This window comes from Kitasatospora sp. NPDC057936, from assembly GCF_042887525.1.
Taxonomy (GTDB): domain Bacteria; phylum Actinomycetota; class Actinomycetes; order Streptomycetales; family Streptomycetaceae; genus Kitasatospora.
This window is the reverse complement of the sequence record NZ_JBHVPD010000042.1, coordinates 21104-43151: the sequence shown is the minus strand read 5'-3', so window position 1 is coordinate 43151 and position 22048 is coordinate 21104. Positions and strand designations below refer to the sequence as shown.

The following is a 22048-nucleotide window of genomic DNA, read 5'->3' as shown; positions in this document are numbered from 1 at the left end:
TCGCCGACCTCGACGGCGACGGACGCACCGACCTCATCTACGACCAGCCCGCAAACAACCCCCAGAACGACCCCGACGGCACACTCCGCGCCTGGCACAACGACAACGGCTTCACCACCGCCCCCTTCGGCAACTCCATCATCATCGGCCAAGGCTTCACCAACCCCACCAGCACCTACTTCGCCTGAGCCCCCAGCTCTCAGCCCCGCAGCCCCACCCCCCGGAAGCCACCTGGCCACCCCAGGTGGCTTCCGCCGTCGGCCGCCCCCGAAAGCGCTCACCCCAGCTGGGCCAGGCCCTCGGTGGCGATGCGCTCGAACACAGCGAGGTCGGCAGCGAAGCGCGAGTCCGGGATCGGCCAGTGCACGACCAGCTCGGTGATCCCCAACTCCCGGTAGATTCCGGCCCATTGGACGAAGGCGTCGAGTGAGTCGAGCGGCCGCTCGCCGGTGAAGCCCTGGAGGAGCAGCCGGTCGAGCGAGGCCGCGTCCCGCCCCTCGGCCTCGCACGCGGCGGTGAGCTTCGCGAGCTGTGCGGCGACGACGCCCGGGGCCCGCTCCGCCGGGACGTCCGGGTCGGCCGGGTCCCCGCAGGTGACCCAGCCCTGGCCGTACCGGGCGGCGAGCCTCAGCCCGCGCGGGCCGGTCGCGGCCACGCAGAAGGGCACGCGCGGGCGCTGGACGCAGCCGGGGATGTTCCGGGCCTCGACGGCCGCGTAGTAGCGGCCGTCCCGCGTGGTCGCGTCCCGGCGCAGCAGCGCGTCCAGGAGGGGCACGAACTCGCCGAAGCGGTCGGCCCGTTCCTTCGGGGACCACTCCTCGTGCCCGAGCACCTGCGCGTCGAAGCCCGTCCCGCCGGCGCCGATGCCGACCGTGAGCCGTCCGCCCGAGACGTCGTCGAGCGTGATCAACTCCTTGGCCAGGGTGACCGGGTGGCGAAAGTTGGGGTTGGTGACGAGGGTCCCGAGGCGGATGCGTTCGGTCGCGGTGGCCGCCGCCGTCAGGGTGGGCAGCGCGCCGAACCAGGGTTCGTCGCGGAACGACTGCCACGACAGGTGGTCGTAGGTGTAGGCGGCGTGGAAGCCGAGCTCTTCGGCCCGCCGCCAGAGCTTCCGTCCCTCGCCCCACCGGTGGACGGGGAGGATCACGGTGCTGAGGCGCATGCGGCCGACTGTAACCCGTCGGTTCCGCGCGCCGGCGGCGACAGGCCCCGGTCGGCGGTCGGCCCTCGCGGGGCGGCGCCCCTGGCCGCAGCGCCGTCGGCCGGGTGGAAGCGGTGCCTCCACTCCTCCGTCGCTGTCCTCAACTACCCGTCTCCTCGTATCCGTTCCGCGCCGTCACGCGCAGCAGCGGATCCGGGGAGCCGACCGCCCCGACACAGCGATGAACCCCTATCCGACCGCCCCCACCCCACTACCGGGCGCTCCGCGGGCATGCGAAAGGGGACGGCCCCCCTGGTGTGGGAGGGCGGCCGTCCCCGATGTCTTCACCTCACGTCAGAAGTGCCGCAGCAGCTCGCCGAAGCGCGCCAGTCGCAGCGTCGCGTCCTCGGGTCGCAGCTCTTCGTGCTCCATGACCCAGGTGTGCTCGTGCGGGATGAAGACGGCCTTCAGCCCGGCACGGACGGCGGGCAGGATGTCCGACTTGGGCGAGTTACCGATCATCCAGGTGCGGCCGGCGTCCAGGCCGAGCTCGGCGGTGAGCCGCCGGTAGGTGTCCTCGTCCTTCTCCGGCACGATGTGGACGCTCCGGAAGTGGTGGGCGACGCCGGAGGCGTCCACCTTCCACTGCTGTTCCTCCACCGCTCCCTTGGTGAGCAGCAGCAGCTCGTGGCGCGGGGCGAGGGCGGCGAGCGTCTCGGCCACGCCTTCGATCAGCTCGACCCGACGGTCCGTCAACGGCCGTAGCAGCTCGGTGATCCGGGCGTCGTCCTCATCCGTCGCCACCCGGCCGCGGACCTCCTGGAGGCACTCGCGCAGGCTCAGCCGGAACACCTCGGAGCCGTAGCCGTGCGCCGCCACGTTCCGCGCCTCGATACCGTCGAGCAGGGCCCTCGTCCGCGCCTCGTCCCCGGGAGCGGCCACCCAGTCGATGAAGCCGTCGATGACGCGCTCGAAGAGAACGTTGTTCTCCCACAGTGTGTCGTCGGCGTCGAAGACGAGCGTCTGGCCCTTGAGCATCTGCTCCACTGATCCACCTCACGTGTACGGCAGGACGCCCGACGCTACCCGTTCCGCTTCCGCCCGCCACCCGATTTTCCCGGCCGCCCGGCACCGCGCTCAGGCCCCCAGCAGCCGCCCGGCGCGGTCGATCGTCTCCCGGAAGTTCGCCTCCGTGGTCCGCTCCCGGGCCTGCGCCACCGTGAGCCACTCCAGCGGCGACTGCGGGTTCTCCGGCCGTACGGCCTCGGGCGTCGCGGTGGCCAGCAGGAAGCGCAGGTCCGCGTGCTCGTGCGCCGGCTCGCGGATCGAGGCGGGCACCGGCACCACGGCGACGTGCACGAGCGCCGCGTCGGGCCAGGGGGCGAGGTCCGTCAGCCCGGTCTCCTCCAGCCCCTCCCGCAGCGCGACCGCCAGGGCCTCGGTCTCCCCGGGATCGCCGTGCCCGCCGACGTGCAGCCACGCCTGCTGCCGCACGTGCCACCGCAGCAGCACCCGCCCGCTCTCCGGGTGCACGATCAGCGCGGACGCCGTGAAGTGCAGCGGCGTCCCGCGGTCCCACGCGTCCACGCCGCTCCCGAGGAGCCTGCGCGCCCGCTCGACGTCCGCCGCCTCGACCGCTCCCCGCGCCCGGTACTCCCCGAGGAGTTCCGCGGGCCCCGTCCCACTCACCACGCCGACACCCTCCACACGCCCCTTGCCCCGCAAGCCCGTTGACCACGTCAGCCCCCCACCGTACCGGGCACGCGCGCTCCCCCGGCCGCATTGAATCCGGGCCGGCCGTCGCCCCTACGGCCGCGTGAACGTCACGTGCGTGACGCCGCTCGGGGTCGTGACCGACTCCACCTGGAAGCGCTCCTCCAGGCCCTCCAGGCCGTCCCACAGGCGCTCGCCGCGGCCGAGGACGATGGGGACGACCACGACGTGGAGGTGGTCGACCAGGTCCGCGGCGAGGAAGGCGCGGACGGTGCTCGGGCCGCCGCCGATCCGCACGTCCAGGCCGCCCGCGGCCTCGCGCGCCCGGTGGAGCACCTCGTGCGGGGTGCCGTCGACGAAGTGGAAGATGGTGCCGCCGTCCATCTCGACGGACGGGCGCGGGTGGTGGGTGAGGACGAACACCGGGGTGTGGAACGGCGGGTTGGCGCCCCACCAGCCGGTCCAGTCGTGGTCCTCCCAAGGCCCCTGCTGGGGGCCGAACTTGCGGCGTCCCATGATCTCCGCCCCGATGCCCTCACCCCACGCGCGCGCCACGGCGTCGTCGACGCCCGTGCTGCCGCCCTCGGCCCCTTGCATCTCGCGGAACGTCCGGGTCCCGAAGAACCACTGGTGGAGCCGCGTCCCGGCGTGGCCGAACGGCTGGTCGAGGCTCTGGCCCTCCCCGGTGCCGTAGCCGTCGAGGGAGATCGAGAAGTTGTGGACTCGCACGCGGGACACGACGTGGCCTCCTGCCATCGATCCGGGGTGCGGCGGCTCACCGCACTCACCGCTGCCGAGCGTAACCGCGCCCGGCACCGGATCCCGGCAGCCCCCGGCCGCGCGTCGTACCGCCCACCGCGGCCGCCCGCGATCCTGTCGGTGCTCCGCGCCAGAATGGGACCATGCACTCCCTGGAGACCACGCCCGAGACCCGCGATCGGATGAGCAAACAACGCAGCCACGACACGAAGATCGAGGTGGTGCTCCGCAGCACCCTGCACGCCGCCGGACTGCGCTTCCGGAAACACCGCAGGCCACTCACGGGGGTGCGCCGAGAGGCGGACATCGTCTTCGGTCCTTCGCGCGTCGCGGTCTTCGTCGACGGCTGTTTCTGGCACGCCTGCCCCGAGCACGCGACGTGGCCGAAGAACAACGCCGAGTTCTGGCGGGAGAAGATCGAGAAGAACCGCGCGCGGGACCGCGACACGGATGCCCGCCTCGCCGAGGCCGGCTGGTTGGCGGTCCGGGTCTGGGAGCACGAGAAGGCCGCCGAGGCCGCCGAACGGATCGCCGCCGTGGTCCGGGAACGGCGACCGCAGCGCAGGGCTGCGCGTAGCACGAACACGGACTGAGTAGGTCGTGGCAGCCGTCGCCGGCTAGACTCTCGCCACATGACCAGCTCGGACGCCGCCGCCTTCCATCTCGAGGTTCCGTACATTCTGGACCTCTTCGCCGGTCCAGGCGGTCTGGACGTGGCTGCGCACATGCTGGACGTGCCGTCGCTCGGGATCGAGTGGGACAAGGACGCCTGTGACACGCGGTACGCGGCCGGGCTCAAGACGTGGCACGCGGACGTCAGCGAGGTCCGTCGCAACCGCTTCCACGAGCTGCCTCCCGGCCTGAACGTCCTGGCCGGCGGTCCGCCCTGCCAGACGTACTCGGTCGCCGGCAACGGCGCCGGGCGCAAGGCGCTGGACAAGGTCGAGAAGCTCATCCACGAGTTGGTGGCCGGCGTCGGCGAGAAGGAGATCGACGAGGAGCTGAAGAAGCTGGGCGGCGACGGCAGGACCGCCCTCGTCCTGGAACCGCTCCGGTACGCGATCAAGGCCCTCGACTGCGAGAACCGCGACAAGCGACCGTTCGACGTGATCGTCCTGGAGCAGGTTCCCGCGGTCAAGGCGCTGTGGCAGGTCTACAAGGAGGCCTTGGAGACGGGTCTGCCCCGGGAGGACGGCACGAGGGTCCGGTACAAGGTGGCCGAGGTGAAGACCCTGCACACCGAGGCGTACGGCGTCCCCCAGACCCGCCGCCGGACGATCCTGATCGCGCGGCTCGACAAGCACCCCGCTCCCCCGCTCCCCGCCCCCACCCACCACACCTTCAATCCGCACAAGCCGGAGCAGGGCGGCCCGGAGGAGAAGCAGACCGCGCTGCCGGTGGACGGGACCACCGTGCTGCTCGAACCGTGGGTCTCGATGGAGAGGGTCCTGACGAGCCGTAAGGGCCCCTTCGAGATCGTGTCGAACTACGGCAGCGGAGGCGATCCCAAGAAGCGCGGCATCCGCACGTACCGGCAGCCGTCGTTCACCGTCACGGGCAAGGTCTCCCGCAACGCCGTCCGTCGACACCCGGACGGCCCGGCACTGGACCCGGACCGCCTGACCATCCCCGAGGCCGGCATCCTCCAGACGTTCCCCCCCGACTACCCCTGGGACGGCGGCGACCGATCGCAGCAGGTGGGCAACGCCGTGCCTCCGCTGTTCGGCATGCACGTGCTCGCGGCAGCGCTCTCCCTGCCCCTCCCGCCGGAGGAGAAGCTCCGCGGGAGCTGGGGCCGACTCGACCCGAAATCGGCCGAATACGCGCAGCTGCGTACCGACGGTTGCAAGGCTCCGGACGGTTGCGGACCCGACTGTCCGGAGCCCGAGGGTCAGTCCGCTCCTTCTTCCTCCTCCGATTCGTCCCGCCCGCGGACCGGCGCGTCCGCCAGGAGATCGGCGAAGTAGTCCGCCAGGACGGTGACCGAGAGCTCCGGCGCGCGTTCCTCGTCGGGACCGGTCGGGAGCACGTTCCTGGACACCTGGCGCGCGGTCTCGGCCTCGTCGATCCAGTCGAGCAGCGGACGGGGGTCCCGCTCCGGGTGGTCGGGGGCGATCACGTCGTACATCAGCGTCGCCGCGGCGGCGTTGACGGCGCCGGCCAGGGCGTTGGCCTCGCGGCCGGTGGCGACCGAACCCTTCTCGACCAGCCGGACGATCGCCTGGGCGGTGGGTCGGTGGTTGACGAGGGACATCCGGAGCGCGGTGTTGAGGATGTCCTGGTTGCCGCAGGCCGTGACCACGGGACCGTAGTCCGAGCCGTCACGGAAGAGCTCCGCCGCCCACCAGAGCCGGGCGAAGGCCTGCTTGTGGTACGAGCCCCGGAAGCGTTCGGCTGCCACCTTGGCGACCTTGCCGTCCTTGGGTTCCGAGAGGTGCCGCCAGACCACGTAGTCCGGGGCGACCCCGAGCGCGAGGTAGTTCCAGAAACCGGGATCGGCCGCCTCGCGGCGACTGAGGCGGAGCACCGAGTGGAGGCGGGGGGCGAGCCAGGCGTCGGCCTGGGTGGTCTTGAGCCCGCCGTTCCGGCAGTAGGCCATGGCGTCCTCGGCCAGGTCGCGGACGGGCCGCAGCTCGCCGCGCCGGTCGGCGTGCGGGAGCGGTTCGGTGACCTGGTTGAGCGCGATGCTCGGCACGTCCTCGCGGCCGGTGAGCAGGCCCTCGGTGAGGAAGTCGCCCACCTCGGCGTTCGGCAGCAGGGCGAGGCGCTCCGGGAAGTGGCTGGGCCGGTCGGTCATGCGTCCCCCTGCGTGAGGCGTTCCAGATCGCGGATGGTGGTGGAAAGCGTCCGGGGGACGTTGGCCCGCCGGGAGGCGGCGAAGTGGATCCGGGACTGGAGTTCCCCCCACCCTGCGGCGGAGGAACCGATGCGCGCCGCGTGAACCTCCCGAAGCGCCTCCTCGGGCCGGCGGTCGGGGTACATGTCGGGAAGCATCTCGAGCAGCACCTCGCCCTGCCAGCCGTGCGGGAACACCGGGGTACCGTCGTCCTCCACCTCGAGGTCTCCGACGGCCGAGTGGAAGACGGCCGTCCAGACCTCGGAGCACATCTGCGCGAGGAGGAGTTCCCGGACGGTCTTCTCCGGGCCCGTGCCGCCGTCGGCGCCGATCAGGTCGCCGAGGCCGTCGAAGTCGATGTTGACGCGCACGGCCGGGATCCGGCCGGTGGTGTCGACCAGCCAGGGAGAATCCTTGTAGCGCTGGAGTCGACTCGCCCCTGCGCCGAAGTTCACCATCTTGACTTCGAGTTCACGGGCGAGCAGCGGCACGACCTCGATGACGTCGACGAACCACTCCGCGTCGGAGGTGGCGATCACCCGGCCGGGCACGCCGTCGACGGTGGCCACGACGTGGACGACGAGCGATGCCCGGTCGAGGAGGTCGCGCCGGTAGAGGTACAGCTCGGCGGTCCGGTCCCGGCCGTCGTCGGAGACCGGGGAGAACTCCACGCTCGTCCGGGTGTTGGTGGCCCGCTCGGTCAGGACCGCGACGACCTTGACGTCCTGCCACGGCCCCGAGGGATCGAGCGCCCTGACCGGGAGGCCTACGGAGAGCCGCAACCGGGCCTGCGTCCAGTCGGGGCGGTCCTCGTCCGGCCCGAGTGCGACGACGCGCTCGACGGTGGAGAGGTACTTGCTCTCCACGTCCTCCCACGGCTCGCCCTCGGCCTTGGTCTGGGCGCTCTCGACGCGCCAGGACACGTTGCCGGTCAGCCGCCGGTAAGGGTAGACCTTCACGCCTGCTCCCCCTTTCCGATGCGGAGTTCGACGACCAGCCCGGTGAGTTGGGCCCGGACCGGGTGGCGCGACACGTCGGTGACACCGCGGAAGACAGCCTTGCGGCTGCCCGGCGACAGCTGCAGGGCCCCGTCGACGACCTCGCACCCGCTGATGGCGACGAGGTCCCTCCAGGGCGCGGCCGGACGAGGGCCGGAACGCACGTCGAACTTTGCGACCGGTGTGACCGGACGGTCCGTGTCCGCGCCGGACGGGACCCTGAGGTCCACGGTGACCGACCAGGCTCCCGTCTCGTCGATCAACGCGTCCACGTTGTCCAGTTCGGGCAGGACCGCGGCCGCTGCAGGGCGCGGCTTCTTCGCGCCGCCGCCCACCTTGAGCCGGCCGGCGATCTTGGCCTCTCCCCCGTTTCGGCGCTTCGCCCGCGGCACGGCGACCAGGTCGCGCACCGCGGTGTTCGCCGCCGTGGTCAGGGCGGCGATGCGCCGGTAGGCGGAGGGCGAGTAGGCGAGGCGCAGTTCCTCCGTCTGCCCCCACTTGTCGTGCTCGGGCGGTTCGGAAGCACGGAGGAACTCCTCGGCCGCCTCGGCGCCGGGGGCGTCCGGGCCCGCCGCACGACCGGTGAGGAGGATGGCCTGGAAGGGGTCGGTGCCGATCGGGAGGTTGGTGACCGGACTGTCCTTGACGGTCATGCGGTTGCCCCGCATGGAGACCAGCCGGTTGGAACCGCCATCGGCGTCTTCGGCGGCGGTGACCAGGACCACCGCCTCGTGCGTCACTCCACCGCGCACCTGGCCTCCGTGCAGAGGCACGTTGAGCGTGACGGCGGTTCGGGCGACCTGCCCGGGGCCCGTGAGGCGGTCGACGGTGGTCCCCTCCAGGAAGGCACGCAGGGCACGGGTACGGGAGGGCTGGGTGACGACCGGATCCACGTCCTCGTCACGCACGAGGGAGCCGTCGATGTAGGTACGGACGGACGCTTCCAGGTGCGGCTTGTGGTCGCCACCGCCGGTCATGGCGGCCCAGAAGTTGCGGCCGAGCGCGTCGACGAGCCGGGCGTGCATGCGGAGGACGGCGTCGTGCTCGTTCTCCTCGGCTTCCACCTCGTCTTCGGTGCCCTTGGCGGGCACTCGGCTGGCGACGTCGTGAGCACCGACGATGAGGAAGGAGGTGCCGGGCGCCGCGCTCTCGCGGGTGAGGTAGAGCTTCTCGACGGTATCCTCGTCCGCCCACCAGGAGCGGGCCACGTCCGCGGACTTGGTGGTCGAGTCGGGGCGCCCGAACCAGGCCGGCCCCGCGAACTCCCGGCCGTCGACCTCACGCCAGGGCAGATCGAGCCGGCCGATCAGCCGACGTTCGGTTCGACCCTCGTGAGGTTCCGAGAGCGTGGAGTTCATCAGCACGAGGCCGAGCCGGCTGGTCGCCCACAGGGTGGCCTTGCCCAGGCCGTAGGAACCGCCCGCCCCGAGGTCCCGCTTCTGGCTGTCGAGTTGACGCCGGACGACGGCAGCGAAGATCCCGTCGTCGTAGTCGCCACCGGTCAGGCCGGTGGCGTTGTAGTCGTCGATCCGGAGCAGCACCAGGCGGTGGCTCTGGTACATGTCACGCAGTCCACCGGCGATCGTGCGCGCGACCTTGCCCTGCTTGCCGTTGTCGACGGTCAGCGCGTCGTAGTGCGGAAGGAGGTTCTCCCAATCGATGGCCTCACGGAACCGGGCAACGGCCTCGCCGGAGAGGTGGTGCAGCGTGTAGCGCACCCGAACCGGCTCCGCCGGGTCAAGGCGCGCGTCGAGACTGTTCTGCGTGGCCTCGCGGGCGAGGACCTCGACGTCGGCCTCGAACGCGAACGCGGCGGCGTTGCCGTACTCGCGGCCGCCGTCGGCGTGCGCCGGCCGGTGGTACCAGGAGACGGGAAGCCCCAGTTGAGCGTCGGCACTGCGCGTGTGGATGGTCTCCAGGTCGGTGTTGAGCACCTCGGCGATCAGCCGGATGGTGTCGTCGCGGGGCACCGAACGGCCCACGATCCAGGCCGAGACCGCAGCCCGGGTCACGCCCAAGTCCTCCGCGAGCTCCGTCTGGCTCTTCCCTGCGTTCTTGAGCTGGCGCGCCAGCCAGGGGCCGAAGTCCTCAGCCGCCTTCACGTCCCACCTGCTTCCGCATGGCTTGTTTCACGAGGTGGGAGCCACGCTACCGCACCACTGTTGACAGCGACACCCCATTGTCAATCAGCCTTTGACGGGTGCCATGTCCGGCGCAAACAAACCCCGAACGCAATCGAAAATTCCGACCCGGGACCCGATCCCATTTGCCCGAATTCCCCCAAAAAAGCCTCGAATAGGCCCGGCGAACCTGGGCCCACAGGCCCCCCATCAGGCCTCTTGCGCGCCGACGGAGCCCGTGGCAGACTTGTCGCCACTTCCACGGCGAACGTCGTGGAAGTGGCCCTCGAATGGGCCCGGCTTCGTTGTTTTCCTGGGGGGAATTCATTACGGCCGCCTCCGGAATCGCTTCCTGGATTCCGTGGATTCTCGCGCGGTCCGCTTTCCCTCCTGCCCCACCTCGCACCACTTCGTCGCATGGTCCACGAAAGCGAAAGCGCAGGTAACCCCGGTGTCCCCGCAGAATTCCCCGCGTGCCATTCAGTTCATCTGCCGCACCGCCATGTTCACCGTGCACCAGGACCGTTGACGGAACGTCCGACGTACAGCGCCGCCCGACCTCTCCCTCCGCACCCGAAGTGGAACCATCCGTGGCCGACCTGCAGTCCCCCGTGATCCGCACCGTCGTCGAACAGTCCCTCCGCGTCCTGGAGACGTACGGCATCGACGCGGGCCTGATCCCCGAACACGCCAACGGCGAACGCCGCATCACCCAGGGCGGGTACGGCGACCGCCAGCTCTTCGAGCTCGTCCAGAACGCGGCCGACGAGCTGCGTGACGAGCCCGGCGGCCGGATCCACGTCGTCCTCACCGAAACCCATCTGTACTGCGCCAACCAGGGCAACCCGGTGACCCCCGAGGGCGCGGAGACCATCCTGCGCATGAGCATGTCCCGCAAGCGCGGCGGGCAGATCGGCAGGTTCGGCGTGGGGGTGAAGTCCGTCCTGGTGGTGACGGACGCACCCGAATTCTTCTGCCTCGAAGGGAGCTTCGGCTTCGACCGGGCCTGGTCCTACGAGTTGATCCGCAACGTTCCCGGTGTGCGCGAGCGGCTCGGCGAGGACTTCGAGGCGCCCGTACTGCGCATGGCCCGCGAGCTGGACATGGTCGCCGAGCGCCTCCGCGACCAGGTATTGGACGAACTGCTGGAGTGGGCCACCACGGTGGTCCGCCTGCCGCTGCTCCCCGGCGCCGCCGACCGGCTGGGCAAGGACATGCACGGGCACCAGGGCGTGGCCGGTCACGACACCCGCGAGGAGTTCCCCTCCGGCTTCCACCTCTTCTCCCCGCACGTGGGGCAGGTCGGCCTGGAGGACCGCCGGCCCCGTCCGATCGCACGCCGGGCGCTGCGCTCCGAGCGGGCCGGCAGCCTGCACACGATCCACGAGGAGCGGGTCGGCAAGCCGCCGGCAACGTCGCAGTGGCGGGTCTTCACCCGCACCCACGAGCCCACCGAGGTCGCCCGGCGCGACGCCGGCGAGCTGCACGACCGACTGACCGTCGACCTGGCCTGGGCGGTCCCGGCGTACAGCCCGGACGAGCGGACCGGACTGCTCGGCGCCGCCGACGCGCGGGGGCGCGGCCGGTTCTGGTCGTTCTTCCCGACCAAGTACGAGATGACTCTCAGCGGCATCCTGAACGGGGCGTGGAAGACCAACGAGGACAGGCAGAACCTGCTGGACTCCTCGCCGTTCAACATCGAGATGATCCGGACCGCCGCCGGTCTGGTGGTCGATTCCCTGCCCGAACTCGCGCCGGCGGAGGACCCCGGGGCGTACCTCCCGCTGTTGCCGGGCCGTTCCAAGGGCGTGGAGACGATCAGTTGGGCCGACCGGCTGCTCACCGAGCAGATCTGGGCCACCACCGCGGTGCGCCCGTCGCTGCCCGACCAGGACGGTGTCCTGCGCGTTCCGGCCGGCCTGAACATCCACCCGGATCTGGGCAAGGACAGCACTGCGGTCAACCGCTGGCTGCGGGCCTGGCACGCGTACCCGGGGCGCCCGCGCAACTGGGTGCACCCCTCGGCCGAGGCCACCGACCTGCGGACGGGCAAGGTCCAGCACATCCTCGCCGCGGCCCGTCGGCAGCGGGCCTCGATCGTCGAGTGGCTGGAGGCGCTGGTCTCCGACGGCACCGCGGAGGCTTCGGCGGCCGCGATCCGGATCGTCGCCGACATGATCGCTTCGAACGCCGGCTGCGCCGCCGAGGCCCGCACGGCCAGGATCGTACTCACCGAGGAGAACGGCCTGGTCGCCCCGCGGGGACGCGAGGTGTACCGCCGGACCGAGGAGGACGGCCTGCGGGAGTCGCTGGTCTACGTGGATCGCGCTCTGTCCGACGACCTGTCGCTGCACTCCGCCCTCACCGCTCTCGGCATCCAGGAGGCCGACGTCCGGGGGCGTTTCGTAAGCGTCCTCGACCAGGGCTTCGGCTCGTACGGCCCGCAGGAGTGGAACCGGTTCTGGGAGCTCTTCCACCGTGCGGGCGCCTCCGTCGTGGGCCACGAGGTGACCAAGCGGGTGGAGTCGCCGCTGGAGACGCTGATGGTGCGAACGGCTGACGGCCATTTCCACGCCATGCGCGAGTGCATGCTCCCCGGTGTCGTCGTCGCCGCGGAGAGCGACCCCGCGATCGCGGTGGACATGCGCTTCCACTCCGACGACGCGGGATTCTTCCGCGAGTTGGGCCTGCGGGACCGCCCGACCGGCAAGCACAGGCCCGAGGAGGAGCCCTGGTTCGAGGAGTACCGGACGGCCGTGCACGCGGCGTACTGCCGCACGCTGGACGACCGGGCGAGTCGACCGACCCTGGCCAGGATCAGGATCGAGGGCTCGCCCGTCGGCGGGCCGCTCCACCTGCTGCCCCGTCTCTCGGAGCCCGCACGCGCGGCCTTCCTCCGGGAGCTGCCCGAGGACGCGCTGGTCGAGCACTGGACCCGGCAGATCGGGGCTCAGGTCGACTCCCGCCGATCGGTGTCGTCCCCCATCCGTTGGATGCTCTCCCGACACGGACTCGTCGAGACCTCGCAGGGCCTCAAGCCTCTCAAGGAGGCCGTGGGGCCACAGCTCGGCGCCTATCGCGACGTGCTTCCGGTCGCGTCGATCAGCGGGGAGAAGGCCCGGAAGCTGGGGCTCGCCGACAGCGTCGAGAAGGTCCGTCCGAAGCAGTGGGAGCAGCTCCTGGAGAAGCTTCAGGAGAGTGAGGACGACACGTTCGTCGGATCCACCTACGCCCTGCTGACCCGGCTGGAGATCCCCTTCCCCGAGGACTCGCTGACCCGGTGCCGGGTCGGCGACGCCTGGGACACCCGGGTGGACAGCGAGATCGCCGTGGCCGCGAACCCGGAGGAGTACCGCTCCTTGCAGACCGAACGGGTGCCTGCGCTGCTGATGCCGAACCAGGAGTCCGCCGACCTCATGGTCGAGCACTGGGGCATGCTGCGCCACGACGACGTCGTGAGTCGGGAGACCCGGCACGAGTCGAGCGTGGAACCGGTTCCGCTGGTCGAGGAGTTCCCGACGCTGCGACAGAAGATGGGCACTTCCGTCGGCACGTACTCCCTGCTGCGCTGCTCCACGCTGGAGGAGGTCGTCCGCACTCCGCACGGCGCACGGGCGAAATCCCTGGAGAGCGCCCGCCAGAACAACGTGATCAAGGTCCTGGACTCCCTGGACCGCCTGGGCACGCTCCGGGCGGTGGATCGCGAATTGGGTCTGCGGATGGGAGAGGCCGGCTGCCGGTCCCTCCTGGAGGCCCAAGCCCGTCAGGAGCAGGACGAGAAGGTGCGGTCCGCGCTCAAGGCGATCCGCGAGGCCACGGACGTAACGACCAAGCTGGAACTGCTGATCGGCGCGGAGGCCCTGCGAGACCGGCTCCCCGCCGGCCTCATGGATGCCGAACGCCAGGACCCGGACGGGCAGGAGCCCACCGGTCGGCGGATCGCACAGATGGCGTTCAACGCGCACGGCGACACCGTGTTGAAGACCCACACGCGCGACATCCAGGAGCGCTTCCCCAGCGCCCCGTCCTCCTACAGCGGAGGGCCGGCGGCGGTCTCCTTCGTCGCCGAACTCGGTCTGCCCGCGCCGTTCGCAGGCCACCGAGCCCCCGTCCTGGAACAGAGCCTGACCGTGGAGGGCCCCCGGGACTTCCCACGCCTGCACGACTACCAGGAACGGCTCGCGCTCAACATCTTCGAGATGCTGGACCGACTCGCCCCGCAGCGGGCCATGCTCTCGCTGCCCACCGGCGCCGGAAAGACCCGCGTCACCGCCGAGGCCGTCATCCGCTGGGTCAAGCAGACGGGCACGCTCAAGGGCCCGATCCTGTGGATCGCCCAGACCGAGGAACTGTGCGAGCAGGCCGTGCAGAGCTGGCAGTTCGTCTGGAGCAAGGCCGGCGCGCAGGATCGGCTGACGATCAACCGGCTGTGGACCTCGAACGAGGCCGCCCCGATCACGGACGGTCCGCAGCTCGTGGTGGCCACCGACGCCAAACTGCGGGTGTGCCTCGAGACCGACCGCTACGCCTGGTTGCGCGAGGCCGCCCTGGTGGTGGTGGACGAGGCTCACGTGGCGACCAGCCCGAGCTACACCGAGATCCTGAGCCTGCTCGGTCTGACCCAGCACCGGACCGATCGGCACCTGCTCGGTCTCACCGCCACACCGTTCCGGGGCCACAACGAGGAGGAGACCCGCCGGTTGGTCAACAGGTTCGGCGCGCGCCGGCTGGACGAGGGAGTCTTCCCCTCCGACGATGCCTACGGTCACCTCCAGGAGATCGGCGTGCTGGCACGCGTCGAGCACCGGGAGTTGACCGGCGGCATCATCGAACTGTCCCGCCAGGAGCGTGAGAGCGCCGAGCAGTTCAGCCTGCTGTCCAAGGCCGCCGAACAGCGACTGGCGGAGGACCACGACCGCAGCCGCCGCATCGTCGAGGAGGTCGCGGCGATGGACGAGAACTGGCCCGTCCTGGTGTTCGCCACCTCCGTGGAACACGCCAAGCTCCTGGCGGCCATGCTGATGGACCAGACGATCTCCGCGACCTCGGTGGACGCGACCACCTCCGACGCCGACCGCCGGGCCCGGATCCGGGAGTTCCGAGACGGCCGGGTGCGGGTGCTCACCAACTACGGCGTCCTCACCCAGGGGTTCGACGCGCCGGCCACCCGCGCGGTGGTCGTCGCCCGCCCCGTCTACAGCCCGAACGTGTACCAGCAGATGATCGGACGCGGTCTGCGCGGGCCCCGCAACGGCGGCAAGGACACCTGCCTCATCCTCAACGTCCGCGACAACATCCGGAACTTCGACAGCGCCCTCGCGTTCACCCGGTTCGAGCACCTGTGGAGCGCCCGATGACCCTCTCCCCTGCGGACGGCCCCGCCCTCACCGCCGAACAGCAGGCCGTCGTCGACCAGCCGTGGGACGCCCGGCTCCTGGTCACCGCCGGCGCGGGCACGGGCAAGACCCACACGCTGGTGCGTCGCATGGACGCGCTCATCGGCCGCACCGACCCGGACGAGGCGCTGGAGGCCTCCGAGCTGCTGGTCCTCAGCTTCTCCCGCGCCGCGGTCCGCGAGCTGCGGGACCGGATCGCACGGCACGGAGAACACGCTCGACGGGTACGGGTCCAGACCTTCGATTCCTGGGCGTACTCCCTGCTGCTGCAGGCGTACCCGGACGGGGAGTGGTCGGTGCTCTCCTTCGCCGAACGCATCCGGGCCGCCACCGAGGCGATCGAGAAGGGTGCGCTCGAAGCCCTGGAGGCCGGCCCTCCCGCGCACATCGTCGTCGACGAGGTGCAGGACCTGGTGGGTACTCGCCGGGAGATGGTGGAGTCGCTGCTCGACCGGCTCCAGGATTCCTCAGGGTTCACCCTGGTCGGCGACCCCGCCCAGGCGATCTACGACTTCCAGATCGAGGACCCGGAGGAGTACGCCGATCGTGCCGACCTCTTCCTGCGCTGGGTGCGGGTCTCCTACGCGGACGACCTGGTCGAGCTCCGTCTGACCCGGAACTTCCGGTCGGTCACCCCCGAGGCCCGCACCGCGCTCCCGCTCGGCCCCGCCGTCCAGGGCATCGGCAGTGCCGCCGAGGGCGCGGACGCGTCCGCCGAGCGCCTCCACGGGGAGCTGCGCGAACTCCTCCTCGACCTCCCCGACCTGGGTCCGCTCACCAACTCCTTCACCTTGGACTCGCTCCGGTCGTTCCCGGGCACCTGCGCGATCCTGTGCCGGGACAACCGACAGGCGCTGGTGCTCTCGGAACTCCTGCACACCCAAGCGGTCCCGCACGCCCTGCGACGTTCGCTCCAGGACCGACCGGTGCCGCACTGGGTCGCCGAAGTGCTCCGTCGCACCCGGGCCGTCACTCTCGACGAGCAGCAGCTGCGCGCACTGCTCACGGCGATCCCGTTGCCCGAAGGCACCGACGTCGACCGCGTGTGGCGCTCCCTGCGGGTGGCGGCACGCGGCGCCGGTCGCGGCACGCTCGACGTGGCGCGGCTGCGCCGTCTGGTGGTGGAGCGCCGGTTCCCGGACGAGCTGGCGGATCCGGAACCGGCGCGCCTGGTGGTGTCCACGGTGCACCGCTCCAAGGGCCTGGAGTTCGACCGGGTGGTCCTGCTCAACCCGCCGGCCATGACCGAACTACGGCGCCGGACCCCCGAGCTCGACGTCCCGGCCGAGGCGCGCGCGCTCTACGTGGCGATGACCCGTGCTCGGGAGGACCTGTACCGGCTCGCCGCGCCCGACACGGCGACGGTACTCCGGCACAAGCCGACCGGACGGTGGTACCGGGGAGTCCCGAACCCGAGCCACCGGTGGCGCCGCGACGGGGTCGAGGTGCGGGCCGGCGACGTGGACACGCTGGAACCTGCCGACGCCCCGGTCGATGCCCCCGCGGCCCAGGCCTACCTGCTGGAGCGGGTGCGTCCGGGCGACGCGGTGACCTTCCGGTTGCGCGACGACCTCCCCACCGGCCCCGAGCAGAGCCCCCGGTACGCCTTGCTGCACGGAGATCGGGAGATCGGCGACGCCTCCGAAGCCTTCAGGAGCCATTTGCACTCCGTCCTGAAGGTCGGCACGAACTGGGAAATCTGCTGGCCCGTGGAGGTCTCCGGACTGCGGATCGACTGCCTGGAATCGGTCGCGGGCAGCCGGGCGGCCGGAACCAACGCGGGCCTGGGCAACCAAGGGGTGTGGATCGCCCCCCGCATCAGTGGAATCGGACGGTTCCGGCACGCCGCCGGAACCGAGGAGGAGCAGGAATGACCATCCACGCAGGACGGCACGCCGGGCACTACGAGGTCCGCGAGGACCTGGTGGCCCGGCTCCGCCGAGAGCTGCTCGGCCCCGACACCGACGCCTCCGTCGAGGACCGCGCCGAGGTCCTCGACCAGGACGCTCCGATCACCCGCTATCCGATCGGCGTGCTCTTCCCCCGCCCTGCGGACTCCGCGGCCGGCCGTCGCCTCCTGGAGGACGCCGCCGAGCAGGACGGCCTCGACGAGGAACCCGTGAGCAGGGCGGACAGCCCCGACGAATCCGGGGCGGCCGCCGAACGCCCCAACGCCGGCGACCGCCGTCCGTCCTCCGTCGGCCTGACCTTCGCGGTCGACCTCGACGCATGCCGGGAGATCGTGGTCTCGGCCCGCGCCGCCGCATACGAGCCGGAGGACTCCGCAGGGCGCAAGGTCTCGGCCCGCCGGAGCGAGGCCCGCACCACCGCCGACCAGCGGGAGCACTGGCGCCGGGTCGAGCTGGACCTGCCGGATACCACGGTCGACGTGACGTACCCGGGCCGCGGTGCCTCCCGCGACCTGCTCGACGGCACGGCCCGGCTGGAAGTCAACGTCCGCCGGCCCTCGCCGGAGACCGGTACGGTCACCGTCACGGTCACCCTGGTGAACATCCAGAAGGTCGGCGAGCGCGAACTGCAGGACGCCTTCGCCCTCTTCCAGACCGGGCTGACGGTCCGGGCCTGCAACGGATCGAGCGCCTTCGTGGAGCGCCCGGGCGCGCTGTCCGCCGTCGATTCCGAGCTGGAGACGAGCCGACTGCTGCACCGCCACGCCCCCACCTTCGCCGCGGGCCACGGCTGCGCGGCCGTGTGGGACTGGACCCCGTCTCCGATCGGCCTCACCGACGTGGTGCGAGCGGGCGTGGCCGAGGTCCGCACCGAGTTCGTGCCCACCCACGAAGTGCTGCTCACCGACTCCAACCCGACGATCGACGCGAGCGCTCTCACCATGCTCGGACTCGCCGAAGCCGACGACGCCGAGGTGACCTTCGCTCTGGAAGGGCTCGCCCTGGGCTACGAACGGTGGATCGACCGGAAGCGGGACGAAGCCGCCGCCCTCGCCGGCACCCCGTACGAGCAGGCCGCCGACGACCAGGTCCACGCGTGCGAGGAGGCCCTGGCTCGGATCCGCGAGGGCATCGCCCTGCTGCACGACAAGCCCGACCTGATGCGGGCGTTCCGCCTGGCCAACCGGGCGATGGCGACCCAGCGTGCCAGGGCCGCCTGGGTCAAGAACGGCCGAGCGGGCGAGCCGGACCCGGCCTCGGCGCGCTGGCGACCCTTCCAAATCGCCTTTGTACTGCTCTGCCTGGCCGGGGTGGACGATCCGAAGCACCCCGACCGTGGTGTGTCCGACCTGCTCTGGTTCCCCACCGGTGGTGGCAAAACCGAGGCGTACCTGGGCCTGATCGCGCTGACCACCTTCCTGCGCCGGATGCGCCTGGACACGGCGGGTGGCGGTGTCACCGTCCTCATGCGCTACACCCTGCGCCTCCTGACGCTGCAGCAGTTCGAACGCGCGGCCATCCTGATCTGTGCAATGGAACGGATGCGTCGGGAGAACCCCGGCGAGCTGGGCCACGAGGAGATCTCCATCGGCATGTGGGTGGGGCGTTCCGCCACCCCGAACACCCTGGACGTCGCCGCCCGGCAGCTCGGTACCGCCCGCTCCGGCCGGGTGCTCCAGAAGGAGAACCCCGTCCAACTGCACGCCTGTCCGTGGTGCGGCACCGCCCTCGACGCCCACCACTACTCGGTGGACGACGAGGCCCAACGGATGGACGTGCGTTGCCCCGGTGCGAACTGCGACTTCTCCGACGGACTGCCCGTACACCTGGTCGACCAGGCGGTGTACGCGGCCCGGCCCACCCTGGTGATCGCGACCGTCGACAAGTTCGCCTCGATGCCCTGGCGCGCGCAGACCGCCGCCCTCTTCAACCGGGACCGTCAGGACGCCACCCCTCCACCGGAGTTGATCGTGCAGGACGAACTGCACCTGATCTCCGGCCCGCTGGGCACCCTGACCGGCCTGTACGAGACGGCCGTCGACGTCCTCGCCGACCGCCCCAAGGTCATCGCCTCGACCGCGACCATCCGCCGGGCCGCCGACCAGGGCAGGGCACTGTTCTCCCGCGAGGTCCGGCAGTTCCCGCCCGCCGGTCTGGACGCCCGCGACTCCTGGTTCGCCGTGGAGACGCCGGCGAGCGAGAAGGCGTCCCGCCGCTACGTGGGGCTGCTCGCCCCGGGCACCAGCCAGTCCACCCTGCTGATCCGGACCTACGCCACCCTGCTCCACCAGGCGATGCGTGCCGACACCACGGAAGAGGTGCGGGACGCGTACTGGACGCTGGTCGGCTACTTCAACAGCCTGCGTCTGCTGTCCGCTGCCGAACTCCAGGTGCACGACGACGTCGTGGCCTACCTGGACCACCTCGCCGACCGCGACGGGTGCGCACCGCGATCCGTCGGCAACCACTCCGAGCTGACCAGCCGGGTCGACGCCAGCGAGATCCCGGCCCGTCTCAAGCAGATCGAGCGCCGGCTGGCGGACGACGCGGCGGACGTCGTGGACGTCCTCCTCGCCACGAACATGATCGCCGTCGGCGTGGACGTGGACCGGCTCGGCCTGATGGCCGTCATGGGCCAGCCTCAGACCACCGCCGAATACATCCAGGCCACCAGCCGGGTGGGCCGTGCCCACCCCGGTCTGGTCGCGGTGATGCTCAACGCCGGCCGCTCACGGGACCGTTCGCACTACGAGAACTTCCAGCACTTCCACTCCGCGCTCTACCGCGAGGTCGAGTCCACCTCGGTGACGCCCTTCTCGGCCCGCGCACGCGCCCGCGGACTGCACGCGGTGATCGTCGCCCTGGCCCGCATCGCGATCCCCGCCGCCCGCAGGGACGAGGACGCGGGGAGGATCCACCTCTTCCGGGACGAGCTGCGGGAGACGATCCGCCCGCTGATCCTCGAACGGGTCGCGAGGGTCTCCCCGGCGGATACCGCAGCCAAGGAGGTCGCCCTCGTCGCCGCGGCCTTCGACGAGTTCGTGGACTGGTGGTACGACGAGGCCGAGGCACACGGCGGTCTGTACTACGAACCGAAGCGCGGGCGCTCCGTCCCCTCGCTGCTCAAGCCCTACAACGACGCCCTGGAGGACGTCGAGGCATGGGAGACCCTGTGGTCCCTGCGCGACGTCGACGCCGAGTCCGCCCTGTTCATGGAGGCATCCCGATGACCCCGCCCCCGTCCCGCCGCCGGCGCGGCACCGACGGCTCCACCGCACCGACCCGCAATCTGCCCCGCCGCGGTGCGGTCCGCCGGGCCCAGGCCATCACCACCTACGGCGTGGGGTCGCTCATCGCCGTCGACCAGGAGTCCTTCATCGTCGCGGGCATCGACGGTGCCGCGGAGCACTGGCCCCACGACGAGGCACCGGTGATCCGCGAGCCCCGCCTCGCCCGGGTGTTGGACGTGCGACACTTCCGGCTTCCACCCGCCTCCGCCGACGACAGTCGGGACGGCATCCGGGTCCGCCGCTTCCCGCTCTGGCACCATTGCCCCGAGTGTCACGCCCTGGACCACGTGGGCAAGTTCAACCCACCTCCCGGACGCAACGAGTGCGGCGAGTGCGCCGAGCCACTGGTCCCCTCCCGCTTCGTGGTCGCCTGCGAGGACGGGCACATCTCCGACTTCCCGTACCGGGCTTGGCTGCACCGACGGCTGCGCGGGGAAGGCACGGTCGTCACCTGTGACGGCCGGATGAGCCTCCGGTCGTCGGGCCGAACCTCGTCGCTTCGCTCGGTGGTGCTCTCCTGTTCCTGCGGAGTGCCCGAGGTGTCCATGGAGGGATCCTTCCGGGCCGGCGCCCTCAAGGAGCTGAACATCGGCTGCAAGGGCGAACGGCCGTGGCTGAAGGACGCACCCAAGGACTCCTGCCTCCTGACACCCCGCACCCTCCAGCGCGGTTCGTCCTCCGTCTGGCAGCCGGTGCTCCGCTCGGCCCTGTCCATCCCGCCGTGGAGCGACACCAGGGTGAACGCCCTGGACAAGCATTGGGACAAGCTCCGCGGCTGCACCAGCCTCGTGGAGATGGAGATCCACCTGAAGCACATCTTCGACGGGGTGCCCTCTCCGGTGACCGCCCAGGAAGCCTTGGACCTGGTCGCTGCCATGGAGGCCGAGGACCCCTCCGGCGAAGACGCTCCCGACCGCGACCAGGAGCAGCGCTACCGGGCCCTGCGCGACCTCGAGTACCAACGCCTGTGCGCCGGCAACCCCGAGGAGTTCGGCCACCATACCGAGCAGTTCGTCTGCGAGCCGCCGGTCGGCGACGAGAAGCCCCTGACCGGCCTGGGCCTCGTCGCCCCGATGCTGGTGAAGAAGCTCCGCGAGGTCCGCGCGCTCAAGGCCTTCACCCGGGTCATCGACCCCGAGACCTCCTCCGAGGGCCACGAGGCGCCGCTGTCCCTCTCTCCCACCGACTGGCTTCCCGCCATGGAGGTGCACGGCGAGGGCGTGTTCCTCCGCTTCGACGAGGAGAAGGTCGACGCCTGGGCCGAACTCCCGGCCGTCGCGGCCCGCGTGGCCCGGATGCGGCACCGCCATCAGCAGGTCCTCACCGAGCGGGCCTCCGACCCGACCCGGGCCCCGGTCTCGCCCGCCGATCCCCGCATGGCCCTGCTGCACACCTTCGCGCACGTGATGATCAACGAGTGGAGCCTGGACTCGGGGTACCCGGCTGCCTCCCTCCGTGAGCGGATCTACTCCGGCGACGAGATGGCGGGCGTCCTGATCTACACGGCCACCAGCGACTCGGCCGGGAGCCTCGGCGGACTGGTCGCCCAGGGGGAGATCGAGCGACTCGCCCGGGCCGTGCGCTCGGCCGTCCACCGCGCCGAATGGTGTTCCGCCGACCCGCTCTGCGTCGAGACCGAGATCTCCGGTGCGGGCGGCACCAACCTGGCCGCCTGTCACGCCTGCGTGATGCTCCCGGAGACCAGCTGCGAACACAACAACGGCCTGCTCGACCGGGCCCTGATCGTCGGTACCCCCGAGGACCCGTCGATCGGCTTCCTTTCACACCTGCTCACCCACTGAGCACCGAGCAGTGACGCCCGCGGCGGACGGCACCCTTGTGTGCCGCCCCGCCGCGGGCGTCACCGTCACACCGCGACTCGGGT

The 22048-nt window shown here is 71.2% G+C and carries 14 protein-coding genes; 7 read left to right on the top strand and 7 right to left on the bottom strand.

What is annotated here, in order from left to right:
- The coding region (locus tag ACFVU9_RS22195) for a hypothetical protein (RefSeq protein WP_387595700.1) at positions 1-188 on the top strand (188 nt) is incomplete at its 5' end.
- Between the two features lie 89 nt (positions 189-277).
- Here ACFVU9_RS22195 and ACFVU9_RS22190 read toward each other — a convergent pair.
- The 4 genes from ACFVU9_RS22190 to ACFVU9_RS22175 form a co-directional block, all read right to left on the bottom strand.
- Positions 278-1162 carry an LLM class flavin-dependent oxidoreductase gene (locus ACFVU9_RS22190; RefSeq protein WP_387595697.1) on the bottom strand — a complete coding sequence of 295 codons (885 nt, stop codon included), beginning with the start codon at positions 1160-1162 and terminating at the stop codon, positions 278-280.
- Positions 1163-1495: 333 nt separating this feature from the next.
- Entirely contained in the window at positions 1496-2179 is a 684-nt protein-coding gene (locus ACFVU9_RS22185) for an HAD family hydrolase (protein ID WP_387595769.1), read from the bottom strand.
- Between the two features lie 99 nt (positions 2180-2278).
- Positions 2279-2830, bottom strand: a complete 552-nt coding sequence (locus ACFVU9_RS22180; RefSeq protein ID WP_387595694.1) for an NUDIX hydrolase — start codon at positions 2828-2830, stop codon at positions 2279-2281.
- Between the two features lie 117 nt (positions 2831-2947).
- Positions 2948-3592: a dihydrofolate reductase family protein gene (locus ACFVU9_RS22175; protein ID WP_387595691.1), complete on the bottom strand. Its 645-nt coding sequence runs from the start codon at positions 3590-3592 to the stop codon at positions 2948-2950.
- Positions 3593-3756: 164 nt separating this feature from the next.
- Between ACFVU9_RS22175 and ACFVU9_RS22170 the strand changes: the two genes are divergently transcribed.
- Positions 3757-4206: a very short patch repair endonuclease gene (locus tag ACFVU9_RS22170; protein ID WP_387595689.1), complete on the top strand. Its 450-nt coding sequence runs from the start codon at positions 3757-3759 to the stop codon at positions 4204-4206.
- Positions 4207-4245: 39 nt separating this feature from the next.
- A complete protein-coding gene (locus ACFVU9_RS22165; protein WP_387595686.1) occupies positions 4246-5580 on the top strand; it encodes a DNA cytosine methyltransferase in 1335 nt (444 codons plus the stop codon).
- On the opposite strand, the gene ACFVU9_RS22160 is transcribed toward ACFVU9_RS22165, so the two are convergent.
- From ACFVU9_RS22160 to ACFVU9_RS22150, 3 genes are read right to left on the bottom strand one after another with little or no spacing between them, the layout of a single operon-like run.
- Positions 5505-6410 (bottom strand): DUF6339 family protein, encoded by a 906-nt coding sequence (locus ACFVU9_RS22160; protein ID WP_380497648.1) that lies wholly within the window; start codon positions 6408-6410, stop codon positions 5505-5507. The two genes, ACFVU9_RS22165 and ACFVU9_RS22160, sit on opposite strands and share 76 nt — an antisense overlap.
- Entirely contained in the window at positions 6407-7408 is a 1002-nt protein-coding gene (locus ACFVU9_RS22155; protein ID WP_387595683.1) for a hypothetical protein, read from the bottom strand. The genes ACFVU9_RS22160 and ACFVU9_RS22155 overlap by 4 nt, the downstream gene beginning before the upstream one ends.
- Complete coding sequence (locus ACFVU9_RS22150; protein ID WP_380497646.1) at positions 7405-9549, bottom strand: helix-turn-helix domain-containing protein; 2145 nt, start codon at positions 9547-9549, stop codon at positions 7405-7407. Before ACFVU9_RS22150 ends, ACFVU9_RS22155 begins: the two co-directional genes overlap by 4 nt.
- A 608-nt stretch (positions 9550-10157) precedes the next feature.
- Between ACFVU9_RS22150 and ACFVU9_RS22145 the strand changes: the two genes are divergently transcribed.
- From ACFVU9_RS22145 to drmB, 4 genes are read left to right on the top strand one after another with little or no spacing between them, the layout of a single operon-like run.
- Entirely contained in the window at positions 10158-14924 is a 4767-nt protein-coding gene (locus tag ACFVU9_RS22145) for a DEAD/DEAH box helicase (RefSeq protein ID WP_387595679.1), read from the top strand.
- A complete protein-coding gene (locus ACFVU9_RS22140) occupies positions 14921-16837 on the top strand; it encodes a UvrD-helicase domain-containing protein (protein WP_387595676.1) in 1917 nt (638 codons plus the stop codon). The genes ACFVU9_RS22145 and ACFVU9_RS22140 overlap by 4 nt, the downstream gene beginning before the upstream one ends.
- Complete coding sequence (locus ACFVU9_RS22135) at positions 16834-20103, top strand: helicase-related protein (RefSeq protein WP_387595673.1); 3270 nt, start codon at positions 16834-16836, stop codon at positions 20101-20103. The genes ACFVU9_RS22140 and ACFVU9_RS22135 overlap by 4 nt, the downstream gene beginning before the upstream one ends.
- The gene (gene drmB / locus ACFVU9_RS22130; RefSeq protein ID WP_387595670.1) at positions 20100-21965 is read left to right on the top strand and encodes a DrmB family protein; all 1866 of its coding nucleotides are present in this window, start codon (positions 20100-20102) and stop codon (positions 21963-21965) included. Before ACFVU9_RS22135 ends, drmB begins: the two co-directional genes overlap by 4 nt.
- Positions 21966-22048 lie beyond the last annotated feature (83 nt).